The sequence below is a fragment of the Psychrobacter sp. 4Dc genome, from assembly GCF_002836715.1.
Lineage (GTDB): Bacteria > Pseudomonadota > Gammaproteobacteria > Pseudomonadales > Moraxellaceae > Psychrobacter.
Genome location: NZ_PJAT01000070.1, coordinates 1 through 16,063, shown reverse-complemented (window position 1 = coordinate 16,063; position 16,063 = coordinate 1). Strand labels below are relative to the sequence as shown.

Here is a 16,063-nt window from a genome sequence, read left to right as displayed (position 1 = left end):
CTCTAGCGCTTTCCATTGCTCATTGGCCGCAGCAATATTGGTTTGTGCTTGACTATCAATTTTTGGCAAGTCATAGCTATTACCTTCTGCATCTGTGATTGTACTGCCTTGCTCAATAGCAGCAATCGAGCTAGTGATTAGCGCAGTATTTTGTTCTAAACGGCTTAGCACTCGTTGTATGTGTGGAGAGTTAGTATCCTCACCATAACTACTGTCTAAATCGAAAAGATCTTTAATTACTGCCTGTGCACTGTTTGCAACTTGGTTAGTTTGGTCAATTAAAGCGGTGTTTCTTTCTAATAAGTTTGAGGTATAAAACGTGAACGCTAGCAAAGCACCGATTAGAGATAAAAATAGTGCAATTGAAATAATCAGACCTTGATAGCGCTTATTGTCAACATTAGGTACGGTTGCCATCTTCAGAATTCCTTAGTTCAATTGCTTAGTATTGGTGTCAGATTCGCTCTTTTCAGCAGGGTCAGCTTCACCCAACCAGCGCGCCTCAATTTCTTTAAATGTCCCTTTTTCTTTTAGTTTGGCAATACCTTCATTAACCGTTTTGATAAGCTGAGTATTTTCTTTTGCCATGAGCACCACTTGCTGGGCTGAAGGTGCATCTGCAGCTTCATAGGGTACAATTTTCACTTTATGCTCAGGATAGCCTTTGACGATATATTGTAAGACTGGCATATCGTACAAGAAGACATCCGTATTACCTTGAACCAAATCCTGATACGCCAAAAATGCTGTAGGTCTTGAAATTAGCTCAACTGAACTGCCCATCTCTTTTAGCGTGTCTTCTTCTTTAGAGCCTTCTAACGTACCTGCTCTTAGACCTTTTATATCGTTTAAGCCTTTTATATCGAACTTACCTTCCAAATACATGATAGTAGCTGGGTTGAAAAAGTATGGTGTTGATAGACCATATCTCACTGCCCGATCGTCTTTGTAAGAAATACCAGAAATCGCTAGATCACGCTTTCCTGTTTCGACGCTATCGAACATGTCTTGCCAAGTTTCCTTGTAAAACTCGACTTTAAAACCTTGTTCTTCACCAATAGCACGAATTGAATCAACATCAGTGCCCTGCATATTGCCATAGTCATCCTGGAATGAAAAAGGCGGCAAATCACCAGTCATGGCAACTTTCAATGTTGGCGCTGTATCAGGTAGCTTACTCACAAAGCTATCTGTGTTTTCCTTTACTGGGGCGCTTGCATTTTCTTGAGTAGCAGAATTACCACAGCCAAATAGGCCCACACTCAATAAAATCGGTAACGCTCGATATAACTGCTTCATAATCTATCCTTGAAACCTAACGTTGTTTTACATTTTAATTAATTGACAATCTAGCAAGGTTAAGCAATGTCTATACATATTAACTTACAGAAAGTTACGCTAGATAGTACTTGCCTAACTTCACGATTGCAATAATTATGTTTGGTCATTATTTAAGGCAAGCCATATATAGCAAAGCCCGCATATAATCGTAAATAATATATACTCGTTTATAATCAATAAATTCCATCATATAAAACGCCTATAAAATTTAATTTAGCTCTGAATAAAAATAAATAGAGCGCACAAAAAAGCACTCATACGCTGTGAACGCATGAGTGCTTTTTAAAATACAGCTAACTTAAAATAGAAATGCCTTTACTCTGCGTCGTCCAAATTTAGATTACGATCTATCTTCCAAATCAGGAAAGAACCGAGACTCATTAATGAGAACAGGGCAATACCGACCTTGAGGACTGGGTTGACTGGAAACAGATTCAATAATAAACCGCCGAAGATGCCGACTGAAAACATCAACGAGCCTTGTAGTGCACTTGCCATACCAGCACGGCGTTTCTGAAAAGCGAGCGCAATTGCAGAAGCATTAGGCTGGGTCAGACCCAGTCCTGCGATACAAAAGAAAATACAAGCTAGTACCAGTGGCAACCAAGCATCCGTACCTAAAAGCAAACCAGTCACGAATAGCACACCCGCAGAGATAACCTGCATTATCGCCCCAAATCGCAAAATACTTAGTATTCGAAAGCGATTGGTAAGCCATTGGTTCAGCTGAGTCAAACCTACAAAACCCGCCGCATTCATTCCAAATAACCAACCAAAATGCGTCGCTGAGACGCCATAGGTATCCATAATTAGCTCAGAGGCCGAGCTGATATAGACAAACATTGCACCCATTAACAATCCACCACCAATTGCTGGATAGTTAAAAGTCGGGTCTTTTAACAAATCCCAATATTGACTGAGCACTTCTCTTGCAGGGCGTACGTTGCGATTTTCTTCGGTCAAAGTTTCAAAAAAGAAAAACTTGGTAAGCAGCAAGTTGAGAGCACCAAATGCGGCTAAGAACCAAAATATAGAGTGCCAATCAAAAAACTGTAAGAATAGCGCGCCAAGCGATGGTGCCAATATTGGTGCTAAGCCCATCACTAAAATCATGATGGAAAAAGCTTTTGCCGTTTGTTTGGCAGTGAGGCGATCTCGAATTGCGGCACGAGTAACTACTGCACCGACGCACGCGCCCAATGCTTGTAAAGTCCGGCCTGCAAACAGTACGTACTCATTATCAGTGGTCGCACAAAGGATAGAAGCGATAACATACAGCGTCATACCTACATATAAAGGTTTGACGCGGCCAACACGGTCACTGAAAGGTCCGTAAAATAGCTGCCCAAATACCAAGCCCAAAAAATATGCAGGGACAGAGTTGGCCATAAAGGCCGTTGAAACACCGAAATCATCGGCCATCGATGGTAGCGCTGGCAGATACATATCAATCGATAATGGGCCCACCGCAACCATCAGCCCAAGCATCATAATCCATGCAACAGGCAAATCAGCAGAGCGCACTCGCTCAGAAGCGATAGGTTTGTTTGGAAGGGAGGGTTTTGAAGCAGACATATTTAGACCGTTTTATATAGTGGCTATTATTTTTGATATTTTATTTTTCGACGTTTAATTGCTTGCACGTGTTGTTAGGTAGGCTTTCGTCATTTTACTGGCTTATCCAGTAATCAAAATAGATACCTTTAACAACAATAGTGCATCTTTACCCACATCGGTGCAAGCAGACAATGCTATATCGTGCTATCTGCTTGCATTTCAATGGCTATAAGATAATGGCGAAACAACCGCTAACAATTAAAAATCGTCAAAATAATTTATCAAAATATGTCTGGTTTTCTTAGGTAGCAATTTCTTTTATCAGAATGAATCAAACGAAAATAACACTAGAAAATTTACTGATAGCAAAAATTTAGCGGAATTGGCGTTTGCCAAATAAGGTACTGGCCTGCTTTGCTTTTCTGAGGGCAAGCTTACGGTTGCGACCAAGCATCATTTTAAGCTGCCATGCTTTTTCTTTATATAAAGTCTTAGCAGGTTGATCATACATCGCATTTATCACGCGTTTGCTTGCTAGCACCGCATCAGGAGAGCGCTCTGCAAACTCGGCAGCAAGTTTTTGTGCCTGTTCAAGAGGTGCTTCACTACAGTGGCTAATCAAGCCTAACTCCTTGCCTTCATTAGCATCGATGATACGGGCGCTCATGGCGAGCTCTTTTAGAGTATCTTCTCGTAGGACCCCAAATGCTGACTGGGTCAGTCCCATGTCTGGCACTAACCCCCATTTAGCTTCCATAATAGATAGTTGACAGTCAGGGTGACTGACACGTATGTCACAAGCCAATGCCAACTGTAACCCAGCGCCGATACAATACCCTTCCAATACTGCTATGACGGGTACTGGCAGATCACGCCATACCAAACATACTCGTTGGAACGCACTTTGCCATGGTTTAATCAATTCCCAAAGCGCAAATACTGTGTTTTTTGGATGATTTAAGTCTCCTAAGTCAATCCCTGCACAAAAAGTTCCCTCTGCCCCATTTAGAATGACTGCGCGTATGGTTCTGTCCTTGCTAATGCGACCTGCCAGCTTAATCAGCTCATTGATTACCTGAAAACTCATGGCATTTTTTTTATGTGGACGATTTAAGGTAACCGTCAGTATGTTGTCTGTAATACTAACTTGTAAGGTCTCATACTGGTAACTTGCAATCGCGTTCATAACAATCCTTATTAATGAATAAAACAAATATGGTGCTGATATTCACAATATTAGCAGGCTTGTCTTTGTTGTACCGTAGTAATAACTGACTGCCACGATACTATAGTCAGTTTCATATACAGCAGATATAGAGTGTTTAGTTGATAGCGACTAGCAAATTTAACGAGGTTACTTATCGATCTCTGAACCTGAATGATTTTGTCTGTTTTGCCTTACCCTCAACTTATATCATTTTCCACGTCATATCATTTTCGCTCAAGCGATGATAATTAAGCTGCGGATAAGAAGATAAATCTACCTTTTGCAGGTTGTCTAGCGCCGTTAATAATGCCTCATAATATGGCTCAATCATTGCAAATTGCACAGGTGTTGTATGCTGTACATTCAGCAGGCACTTATCTTCCAAATCTTGGCTAGCCTGACGCAGTTGTGGTACACCTGTATATCGACTCCCACCCAATATACGATGGGCAATTTGTGCCAACATATTGCGGTCATGCGCTTCCCATGCCTGAATAAGCGCTTGTTTTTCATCATTGATAGTATCGATCATCATGATAATCAGCTTGGCCGCCAATTCAGGTTTGTTCGCTGAACGAGTGAGCGCATCTTGCCAATCCAAAATGTTTGAAGTATCACTTTTGCTTATATTGTTGTTACTAAGGTCATTATTGATTTGCTCGTGTAAAGCTGAGTTAGCGTTAGCTGTCCCATCTTGAGAACTACTGTCTTGAATGCTTCTATCTGGAGAGTTGTCGATAGATTTTGTTGTTGATTGTAGTAGTGGCGATTGACCTTTTTGTAGACGTAAGCTTTCATAGCGCGGCTGAATATCACGCGCAGTATCTCGTCTATAGCCTTCACGAGGCTGGCTATCGCGCAGATAGTCATCACGGATTTTTTTCAGGGATAGTGGACGGGTAATTTTTGGCTCGCTACTGACAGAAGTGCTGTTACGATCTACCCCGTCTCCTCTTATTATTGGATAAGTAGCGGTTGAGTCATCTGAAGACATACCTGAGCTGGCTTGAGTCTCTTGCCCATTTACATTGTTAGAGCGTAAATCATTTGATAAATCATTATCGTTAATTGAGTAACCACGCAGCGAGTCAATAGGAGTTAACTCAGCCCCTGTTGGGTCGGTACCCTTTACGTTAGCACCTTGTACATTAGCATCTTGTAAATTATCATCCTGCAAATCAGGGTGCTGTAAGCCAAAGCTCTGCAAATCTGTATCGGGCAATGCGGTCAATTGTGGTGTGGTACTCTTGCGACCAAGCCATTTCTGTAGCACCTGTAATAACTGAGGTTGACTAATCGGTTTGCCGACATAGTCATTGATACCGCTGGCTATAAGTTTGTCACGTTCATCTGCCAACCCATGCGCGGTCAGAGCGATAATAGGGATACGACTATCCGCATTTTCGATATTTCGAATCTGCTTAGCTGCCTCATGACCTGACATACGCGGCATTTGAATATCCATAAATATCAAATCAATATTGTCTTTGTCTTGCGTAGCTGCTTTATCGTCAGCGATCGTGTCTTCATGATAGAACGCGCTATTTGTTTTCTTATTTATCTCATCACGTGTTTCTGCTTTAGAGAGTTGCGTTTTATTCGATAGGCTTTGCTTATCGCTCTTGGTAGTTTTGATGTTTTTGGTCTGTTGTTTACTGATAATCTCGATAGCATCAAACCCACTGCTCGCTGTGACTACCTGAATCCCTAGCTCGCTCAATAGAGCATCAAGCACTAGTAAATTGGGCAAATGGTCATCAACTGCCAGTACAGTGACCCCTTTCCAGCGTGGTTCTTGCAGGCTTTGCGGCGTACTACGGCTTTGAGTATCGAGCATTGCATACAGCTGTCTTTTGTCTAATGGTTCATACAGTATGTTGGCATGATAGCGGTTCAGTAGTGCTTGATCGGCCGCCACTTGGTAGCCAAATACAGCAAGCTTGCCTTGATAATGCAAACGTATTTGCTTGAGGAGCGCCATCATATCGTCTTGCGTGTCATCATCAACGATGACCCAATCCCAATAATTACCATGCTCTTTCAATGACTCCAGTACACCCGGTAATGAGTTGGCTTGAGTTAGCTTAATTGGCAAATACTGCAAGCTAGCCTTGAGCACTTGTATTGAAGCAGTATGATTGATCCAAACCAGTACATTAAATTCATCGGTCTCGCTTGCCAGTGGCGCTAATACTGGTAATTCGATCGTCTGCCCTGTGGCTGCTTCTAGCACGTCGACATGGGCTGGCATGCGAAACCAAAACGTCGCACCTTGGTTGGCAATATTCTCTTGAGCGTTATCATGAAACCCAATATCACCGCCCATCAAGCGCGTTAACTGTTTGGAGATGACCAGACCCAACCCTGTACCACCATACTGACGCGTGATTGATGGATCGCCTTGGCTAAAGCTTTGGAACAGCATTTTTTGATCTGCAAGAGAAATACCTTTTCCGCTATCTTGCACGCTAATCATCAGATAATTGTCACGGTGGTCATCTAAGCTCACACGCACCACCACATCACCACTATCCGTAAATTTAATGGCATTACCAACGATATTGGTCAATACTTGCTTAAGACGTAACGCATCACCATTAATACGCATCGGCACATCATTGTAAAACAGTACTGCCATGCGTAAACCCTTCTCCGCAGAGACAGGAGATAGCATATCGACCACATCGTAAATGGTGTCATAGAGATCAAATTCATGGCGATCTAGCACCAGTTTACCTGCTTCAATTTTAGAAAAATCTAAGACATCATTTACCAAAGCGAGCAAGTGTGCTGATGACTTACGTATGGTCTGTACATACAAGTCCTGCTCAGGATTAAGCTCGCCATGACGTGCCAGCAAATTAATAAAGCCATCGATACTGTTCAATGGTGTACGCAGTTCATGACTGATATTGGCTAAAAATGCAGACTTGGCTTGGCTGGTTGAAATCGCTGCATCACGCGCATTTCGAATAGAGATGTTTTGCATTTCCATCTCATCAAATGCCAAACGTAAATCATCCTCAGTTTGCTCGGCATGGTCTTTGAGCTCTTGAAAGCTTCTATGTAAGCGGCGCAACGTTCTGACTAGATCTTGCTGTAATAGATTCAGTTCACCATCTGACTCAACGGGTACAGGTTGGTATAAATTATCGACATGGGTACGCTGCAACTGCAAACGCAGCTCATAAATGGGGGCAATCCAACGTTTCGAATAGATATTTAGACTCAATAGTAGAATCAGGATAGTAAACAAACCAGTAATCACTAACGCCATCGCAATGCGGTAGCGTGCAATATAGAGCGGCTCATTATCCATATCAACGAGCAACCACAATGTCTGCCCTTCAAACTCTCCCAATACACTGCCATACGCTGTGCCTACAGGCGTTGGGCGTTGTGATAAAAAGCTTGCGGAATCACTGATTAGCGGCCATTCTTCATTGAGACCATAACCGACTGTTGCCAGTATTTGATTGCCTTCATTAATAATAGCAATGCGCTGTACATGCTGCTCAGACTGCATACGTCCAAGCTTATCTTGGATGCCCTCTAGCGTCGTCATCGCCGCTTGCTGGGTCCTCTCAGCACTACTCCCTACTTGCTGGCGCTCTTGTTCTAGCAGCTCAGGAATCAGTTCAGCTATGACTGGTGTGTAGCGAATAAGTACCGCTTCGGCCAATACTTCTTGCTCCGAGTCACTTGCACGCATGGTTTCGTGAAATACCAAAATGCCGCCCACTGCTGCCAACACACAGATAGGCAAAAACACCAGTATGATCAGCTGACCATAAGCACTACTGGTATCAAAACGTTTTTTATATGCCATGCTAGGTCTACTCTCTACTAAGGTTCTTGCCGTGAATTTTTGTGATTATGTCAGTATTCGTGATACTTGCAGCGCGTCATATCAGAGCATCTGGGTAAGGCGCTATTTTTAATGAAGCCACTGAACGTTAATAAGGTAACTGATTTTGACGAGGCAACTACTATACAGCTCAAGATTATCTTAACAGGATTCTATAAGTTCTGGTTAGGCATTCTATGTGATGAACAACGTTATAATTAAAGTGCCAACCACTCTGTGTCAAAGAGAATATGACTTTAAGCGAACAGTTCTATTTTTTGCAACCCTCAACGTAACATTGACATTGACCTGATACAGTGACTATTAATCCTTGATGCGATAAGCGCAGCTGAAAACAAAATGATATAATAAAGCCACTTTTTATTTGCCACAATATATCGCTCATAGTCATAACATATGAGAGCGCACTCTAATGCCTTTCGTTTTTAGCTCGCTTATCACCGCAAACCTATAACCCAAGCGACTGTCTAAAATTATGATCAAACAATAAAAACAGTGCTTCCATCAAAAACAAGCCATTAAAAACATATTTAAAAAATAGAAAAGGATACTTTATGTCCACTACGGCCATGTCAAATGCTAACTTTATTACTCAAATTACTACCCTCGCTGATTGCGTTGGTCAAACGCCATTGGTGAAACTTCAACGTCTGCCTGAGCAAGAGCGCATTGCCAATGGCGCCACAGTATTAGCTAAGCTTGAAGGTAATAATCCAGCGGGCTCTGTAAAAGACCGTCCTGCTTTTAATATGATTTATCAAGCAGAACAGCGCGGTGATATCAAACCTGGCGATATGTTGATTGAAGCCACTAGTGGCAATACTGGTATTGCATTGGCCATGGTCGCTGCGATGCGTGGCTACCCAATAACATTGCTGATGCCAACCAACTCTACCCAAGAGCGTAAAGATGCCATGATTGCTTATGGCGCAACGCTGATTGAAGTAGACGAAGGCATGGAAGCTGCGCGTGATTTGGCATTACAGATGCAAGCAGATGGCAAAGGGGTGGTATTGGATCAGTTTAATAATCCTGACAATAGCCAAGCACATTACCTGACTACAGGCCCTGAGCTATGGGCACAGACCGAAGGTAAAATTACACATTTTATTAGCTCGATGGGCACGACAGGTACGATTACCGGTGTATCACGCTATCTAAAAGAGCAAAACCAAGACGTCAAAATCATCGGCCTACAGCCTGACGAAGAAGCTTCGATTGCTGGTATTCGCCGTTGGCCAGCGGCTTATATGCCAGGTATTTTTGATGCAGATTTGATTGATGAAGTGATGGATATCGATCAGCGTATTGCCGAAGTCTATATGCGTAAACTGGCGAAGACTGAAGGTATCTTTGCTGGGGTATCTTCAGGCGCAGCTGCATGGGCAGCGACCCAAGTGGCAAAAGCAAATCCTAATGCTGTTATTGCTTTTATTGTCTGCGATCGTGGCGATCGTTATTTATCAACGGGTTTATATAACGTTGACGATAGCAATACGGATAACAGCAGCGCAGAAATTAATTAATGCATAAGCAATACCATTTAGTATCGTTAATTTAAAGGAAGTACAAAGCGACCAAGTGCAGATGTAATACTTCAAGCAAGGTCAAGGCTGTTATTCTTTTATAATGAATTAACTATAAGCTCATAAATAGTCAGGATTATCTATGTCACAAGCGCTACCATCCGACCCTATATTGGTTTTTGATATCGAGACTGTCGCCGATGTCGATGCAGCACGCCGTATCTATCCGCAACTGGCCGATCTTAACGATGCAGATGCCTTAAGCGCGCTGACAGCGATACGTACACAAGAGGCAGGGCACGACTTTATGCGCTTGCCACTACAGCGTATCGTCTGTATCTCAGCTCTGTATATCAAAGATGGTAAGTTATCGCTATTTTCTTTGACTGCCGATAAATTTAGTGAAAAAGAAATCCTAGCCAAATTCTTTAGAGCCTTTAACGACATTGAGACATTGCCGCAACTTATTAGTTGGAATGGCTCAGGCTTTGACATACCTGTACTGATATATCGTGCCATGCAATATGATTTGTCAGCACCATGGCTGTTCGAAGAAGGCGAACGTATTAAAAACATGCGCTTTGATAACTATGTTAATCGTTTTCATACACGTCATCTAGACTTGATGGATAGGTTTAGCCAGTATGGTGCTAGTCGCCGCGAAGCCATGGATATCGTCGCAAGTCTGTACGGATTACCCGGTAAAACTGACGTGGATGGCAGCATGGTTGGCGCGCTTGTTAGTAGCGGTGACTGGCAGACCCTATCTATATACTGTGAGTCTGATGTGATGAATACTTGGCTTATTTATTTACGCTGGTTACGTCTAACAGGACAGTTGTCTTCACAAGATTTTGATGCTTGGCAGCAGCAGAGCTATGACTATCTGGCAAAGTATACCCAAGCTGACGGTAGTCCGCGACATCAAGAGTTTATCGCTGACTGGTCATCGGCACCCGAATTATAGAATTCGCATTATTAGTAGTTTTTTATTCCCCTCTTCTAGTTATTTATTATTAAGGCAGGTTTATGCAACCCACCGATTCAAAAACATCTACAGCATCTGATATGGCAGCGCAAAACAGTAACGCTCAAACGAATGAAGCTCAAACAAACGACACCCAAACGATTGTCATTCCGCCGAGTAAGAAAAAATCAAAGCCATCATCAAAGACACGTCGTCGTCTAAAAGATGCAGAGCCAATTCCATTTAATATTGATGGCTTATCACATGATGGTCGCGGCGTTGCTGTTTATGGTAATGGTTTTGATGTTGCTGAAGGTCATGCTGAAGACAAGCATGGCAAAAAGATCTTTGTTAGCTTTGCCCTACCCGGTGAGAGCGCCTTAGTAAAAATAACTAACAGCCGTGCTAGCTTTGAAGAAGGCGATGCCATTAGCATTACTGCCAACCCAAACCCTGAACGTGCTGTACCACCCTGCCCGCATTTCGGTACTTGCGGCGGTTGTAACTTGCAACATTGGCAACCAGATGGTCAAATAAACTTCAAGCAGTCAGTACTGGCTGAAATGCTAATGCACCAAGCCAACGCGGAACCTGACAATTGGCTCCCGCCTGTGGTCGGTGATCGTCTTGGCTATCGTACCAAAGCACGTTTGGGCGTACGCTATGTCGTCAAAAAAGAAACCGCGCTTGTCGGCTTCCGTGAGCGTTCAAGTAACTTCTTGGCAGAGCTAAATGAATGTCATATCTTAGATCCACGTATTGGCTTTGAGATTGAAAACCTCAAAACGCTTATTAGCACTTTAGAGAGCCGTGACAAAATTGCCCAGCTTGAGCTTGCAATGGGTGAGCAACTGCCAGAGCTGCCTGATGGTAATCAGCCAGTTGCGCTCATCGTACGTAATTTAGAACCGTTGTCAGACGCTGATATAGACAAACTAAAAGTATTTTTTGCAGCGCGTAATTGGCAGCTATATTTGCAGTCGAAAGGCGTTGATAGCATCCAACGTATTGCGTTGACAGACGCTGATGATTTGAGCGAGCAATTTGGGCGTTTATATTATCAATTGCCAGAGTATGATCTGACTTTTGAATTTATCCCTACAGACTTTACTCAAGTAAATCTATCGGTGAACCGTCAGATGACCAAGCTTGCCTGTGACTTATTGGACTTAAAAGCAGGCGAACGCGTACTAGACTTATTCAGTGGTTTGGGCAATTTTAGCTTGCCACTAGCGCGCCTCGTTGGCGAGACAGGCTCAGTAGTCGGTGTCGAAGGCAGTGAAGCCATGACCGAACGTGCTGCTGACAACGCTCGTCGCAACGGTATCAACAATACTGAGTTTTATAGTCAAGATTTGACTCAAGACTGTACTGATAAGCCATGGGCCAACCAAGGTTTTGATGCACTGTTGATTGATCCACCGCGCTCTGGTGCTTGGGAGATTATGCAATATTTGCCAAAATTTAATGCTGAGCGCATTGTTTATGTCTCTTGTAATCCAGCGACCCTTGCTCGTGATACAAAAGCATTGTTAGAACAAGGCTATCGTCTGACTCATGCTGGCGTGATGGATATGTTCTGCCATACGGGTCATGTTGAATCTATCGCTCGCTTTGAAAAAGTAGCAGTTTAACGTTATTAATTTTCAAAAATGATTAATAGTTAATAACAACTAATAGTTGAACCTGATTAAAGAGACATTTAAGCGTTATTACAATTATCTAAGATAACTCAAAGCTTTGATAAGTTTGTGCTAATAAATAGTCATTATTTAGCGTAATTGACCACAGCCGTACAGAGGCTCGCTTGATTTGTCACTTTAAAATGAGATAATAGTAAACAATCTTCCTATGTTTTTGATGATGTTTCCAATCGCTACATAGCAAGCATTTGCACTCATAGCTTTATATATTTTACGCGCATTTTATAACTGCTAAAAATAACATTTTTAGCAGTTGTATTGGTTTATAGCTGACGCTTTATGGATCGTTAATTCAGAGTGTGTGCATAGTAGATGAGGTTATAATCAATTCAAAATAGCTAAGAGGAGTCGGCTATGGTAAAAATTCGTGAAGGATTACCGCTGGTGGATGGACAGACCACTCAGGCCGATAGTGCAACACTTGCGGCACAACTGGTGGCGAGCCAACGCTCTCACCAGTCAGCCAATAGCTATGCCCAAATTCCCCTCGACATCAAATACCAGTTGGCAACCCACAAGCTACATACTACTTTTGATCGCTCAGCTGCACACACTTATCATTTGCATGACCCTCACACTGAAGACGAGTATTTGGATGATACCAATGCGCTATCAAACGATGAGCTTGAGGCGGTCGACTTAGACCACCACGCCAACATCGACGTACCTACTTGGCTAGATAATGTGGCCAAGCGTATTGGACAAGAGTCAGTACCCAACCTAAGTGCAGCTTGCGAGTTTATTCGCAGTCATATGAATACCAGTGAATCTGAGCGTTCAGGTGCTTATGTGACCGGTATTGGTATGACTGATATTTTGACCTATCTTTATCAAGATGAAGACGCATTGGTCGCGGCCATGCTGTATCGCAGTGCGCGCAAATCAATTATTAGTCTCGCTGAAGTGGAAAAAAACTTTGGTCCAGATATTTTGACGCTTGTTAAAGATACCCTTGCAATGGGTAAGCTGTCGGAGATTATCGAGAGTAACAAGCGCTTAGAAGACCATTTCGTCAATAATCAGCGAGATCAGCTATCAAATATTTATAGCATGCTCATCTCTGTTACTAACGATGTGCGCGTGGTACTGATAAAACTGGCTGAACGTACTTTCGCCATGCGTGAATTGACATTTTCTAGGCCAGAGCGTCAAACGCGTGTCGCACGTGAAGTCATGACTATTTATGCGCCATTAGCCCATCGTTTAGGTATTGCACAGTTAAAATGGGAGCTCGAAGATTTAGCTTTCCGTTATCTTGCGCCTGACCGCTACAAAGAAATTGCTAAGCTGCTGTCAGAAAAACGTAGCGAACGCGAGTCCTATATTCAGCGTGTACAAGACAAATTAAATGAATCACTAGCAGATGCCAGTATTGAAGGCGAAGTATCTGGTCGCGTCAAACATATCTACTCTATTTATCGAAAAATGAAGCTTAAAGGCTTATCGTTCGATCAGCTTTATGACATTCGCGCTTTACGTGTTCTGGTTAATAGTCCTTCTGACTGTTATCACGTTTTAGGATTAGTACACGGATTATGGCGTTACATTCCTGAGCAGTTTGATGACTATATTACTAACCCTAAGTCCAATGGTTATCGCTCGCTACATACTGCTGTAATTGCAGAAAACAAATCACTCGAAGTCCAGATTCGTACTCATGAGATGCATTTTGAGGCCGAGCTTGGCATGTGTGCACACGTTAATTACAAAGAAGGGCTAAAGAATAAGAAAGACAATTATCTGAATCAAAGAATCAGCTCACTACGCCAATTATTATCTATCAATAATGAAACACGCAATCAACCACGCTCAGCTGTGGTAGCGGGCGAAGAGATAGACGATATCGAGTTTGACGAAGAAGAACAACTTGTTGATTTTGATGAACTAGAACGTATTTATATCTTTAGCCGTGACGGTGATATTACTGAGCTACCAAAAGGCGCGACCGTTCTCGATTTTGCCTACTATGTGCATACTCAAGTTGGCAACCGTGCGCAGGCAGCCCGCGTCAATCAGCGTTATGTGCCACTGACCTATCAGTTGAAAACAGGTGAGCAAGTTGAGATTATTACTAAGGCATCGCGTGAGCCCAATCGTGATTGGTTGGTAGCCTCGTTAGGTTATATTCATACCAATCGCGCCCGTTCAAAACTGCGCCAGTGGTTCAATAAGCAAGACCGTGATAAGAATATTGAAATAGGTCGCCAAATGCTCAGTAAAGAGCTTGAGCGCCTATCTGTTCATCCTAATAGTATTGATCTGAACGACTATATTCAGCATTTTCATGTCAATACGACCGACGATATTATTGTAGGGCTGGTGACAGGTGATATTGGCCTTAATCAGTTAACCAGTCATATCTCTCGTCAGCTACACCTTGAACCTGAGATACCACCAGAGAGCTTTGTACCTCATGTAGATAACAGAGATACAGGTAAGCTCGATGCGTATAAAATCCATATCGATGGTTTGGATAATATCGAAATCAATTTGGCAGGTTGTTGTCATCCTGTGCATGGCGAACCGATAGCTGGCTACATCACTTTATCGCGTGGCGTTAGCGTGCATAATCGAGGCTGCCCAGAGTACTTACGTCTGGTCGAGCGTGATCCTGAGCGCAAGATAGAAGCCGCTTGGCAAGTACAGATTGGTCGTTATCAGCCTGTTGATATTCATGTCGAAGCATATGACAGACGCGGTTTGCTACGTGATTTGACACAGATAATTGATAAAGAAAACGTCAATATTCGCCAAGTTCAAACGTTAAGTAATGACGACAATATTGCTTTTTTAAAGTTCCATATTGAAGTCTCAGGCTTAGCACATCTATCTAAGTTGCTCGCAAAATTAGAGCAGCAACATGGTATTTTGCACGCACGCCGTGCAGTCGTGTAAATAAAACCTTAAGCCAGTCGTTGTTTATTCCACAATAGAGTTGTCAAAAAATACTATGCCTGAATTACCTGAAGTAGAAACCACTAAAGCCAGTCTTGCTCCATTGTTGGGGCAACAGGTAGTTGATGTTAAAGTATTTCAACCAAAGCTGCGATGGATGATGCCAGATAACTTGGACGAGCTAGCTAATTACACATTAGAGAGTGTCGAGCGCCGAGCAAAGTATCTGATTCTTAATTTTCTGCCAGTAGATGCACAGAATAACGCTCCAATGTCAGCCAGCAAAGTTGAACCACGTCAGCTTCTCATTCACTTAGGAATGTCAGGTAGCTTACAGCAGCACAGCTATGGTACTGATAAGCGTAAACATGACCATCTGGTCGTCGTTTTTAATGATACTGATAATAAAAAATCTCAGCTACACTATTACGATCCGAGACGTTTTGGTTCAGTACTATGGCACGAAGATTACGGCAATAAACTACTAGATCATCTAGGTCCTGAGCCGCTTTCAAAAGATTTTACCGCAGACTATTTGTACAGTTTAATCCAGCGTATAGATTTATCTAGCCAAGATAGCAATGGGTTAACGTCAGATGATACTAAAACGAATAAGCGACTAAAACCCATCACCCGAGCGATTAAATCTGTCATCATGGAACAAGAAATCGTGGTCGGTGTTGGCAATATTTATGCGACTGAAAGCCTGTACTTATCAGGCATCCACCCTGCTACGCCGGCCAATCAACTTTCATACGAACAAACTGTCATTTTAGTGAATCATATTAAAGAAATTTTAAAGAAAGCGATAAAACTGGGCGGTTCGACACTACGAGATTTCACAGTAGCAAGTGGTCAAATTGGTTACTTTCAGCAAACCTTAAATGTGTACGGTAGACAAGGAGAAAGTTGTCTACATTGCAGCACGACACTAGAAAACATTAAGCTTACTGGTAGAGCCAGTGTTTATTGTCCAAATTGCCAGCCGTTAAAATAACT

At 42.6% G+C, this 16,063-nt stretch carries 9 protein-coding genes and 1 pseudogene; 5 read left to right on the top strand and 5 right to left on the bottom strand.

What is annotated here, in order from left to right; all coding sequences use genetic code 11:
* From CXF61_RS04035 to CXF61_RS04015, 5 genes and pseudogenes are all read right to left on the bottom strand, one after another.
* Positions 1 to 417: pseudogene (locus tag CXF61_RS04035) on the bottom strand (chemotaxis protein CheA); the annotation flags it as partial.
* Positions 418 to 429: 12 nt separating this feature from the next.
* Positions 430 to 1,299: a transporter substrate-binding domain-containing protein gene (locus CXF61_RS04030; protein WP_165597247.1), complete on the bottom strand. Its 870-nt coding sequence runs from the start codon at positions 1,297 to 1,299 to the stop codon at positions 430 to 432.
* A gap of 357 nt (positions 1,300 to 1,656) precedes the next feature.
* Positions 1,657 to 2,916, bottom strand: a complete 1,260-nt coding sequence (locus CXF61_RS04025) for a multidrug effflux MFS transporter (RefSeq protein WP_165597246.1) — start codon at positions 2,914 to 2,916, stop codon at positions 1,657 to 1,659.
* A 355-nt stretch (positions 2,917 to 3,271) separates the two neighbouring features.
* Positions 3,272 to 4,084 carry a crotonase/enoyl-CoA hydratase family protein gene (locus CXF61_RS04020; RefSeq protein ID WP_165597245.1) on the bottom strand — a complete coding sequence of 271 codons (813 nt, stop codon included), beginning with the start codon at positions 4,082 to 4,084 and terminating at the stop codon, positions 3,272 to 3,274.
* Between the two features lie 223 nt (positions 4,085 to 4,307).
* Positions 4,308 to 7,934 (bottom strand): hybrid sensor histidine kinase/response regulator, encoded by a 3,627-nt coding sequence (locus CXF61_RS04015; protein WP_165597244.1) that lies wholly within the window; start codon positions 7,932 to 7,934, stop codon positions 4,308 to 4,310.
* Between the two features lie 593 nt (positions 7,935 to 8,527).
* On the opposite strand from CXF61_RS04015, the gene cysM reads away from it, so the two are divergent.
* From cysM to mutM, 5 genes are all read left to right on the top strand, one after another.
* Positions 8,528 to 9,499: a cysteine synthase CysM gene (cysM, locus tag CXF61_RS04010; RefSeq protein ID WP_165597243.1), complete on the top strand. Its 972-nt coding sequence runs from the start codon at positions 8,528 to 8,530 to the stop codon at positions 9,497 to 9,499.
* Positions 9,500 to 9,641: 142 nt separating this feature from the next.
* Positions 9,642 to 10,466 (top strand): 3'-5' exonuclease, encoded by an 825-nt coding sequence (locus tag CXF61_RS04005; RefSeq protein WP_057758412.1) that lies wholly within the window; start codon positions 9,642 to 9,644, stop codon positions 10,464 to 10,466.
* Between the two features lie 62 nt (positions 10,467 to 10,528).
* Complete coding sequence (gene rlmD, locus CXF61_RS04000; protein ID WP_394124427.1) at positions 10,529 to 12,100, top strand: 23S rRNA (uracil(1939)-C(5))-methyltransferase RlmD; 1,572 nt, start codon at positions 10,529 to 10,531, stop codon at positions 12,098 to 12,100.
* A 423-nt stretch (positions 12,101 to 12,523) separates the two neighbouring features.
* Complete coding sequence (locus CXF61_RS03995; RefSeq protein WP_102091528.1) at positions 12,524 to 15,064, top strand: RelA/SpoT family protein; 2,541 nt, start codon at positions 12,524 to 12,526, stop codon at positions 15,062 to 15,064.
* Positions 15,065 to 15,119: 55 nt separating this feature from the next.
* Entirely contained in the window at positions 15,120 to 16,061 is a 942-nt protein-coding gene (gene mutM / locus CXF61_RS03990) for a bifunctional DNA-formamidopyrimidine glycosylase/DNA-(apurinic or apyrimidinic site) lyase (protein WP_165597242.1), read from the top strand.
* The last annotated feature ends 2 nt before the right edge of the window (positions 16,062 to 16,063 follow it).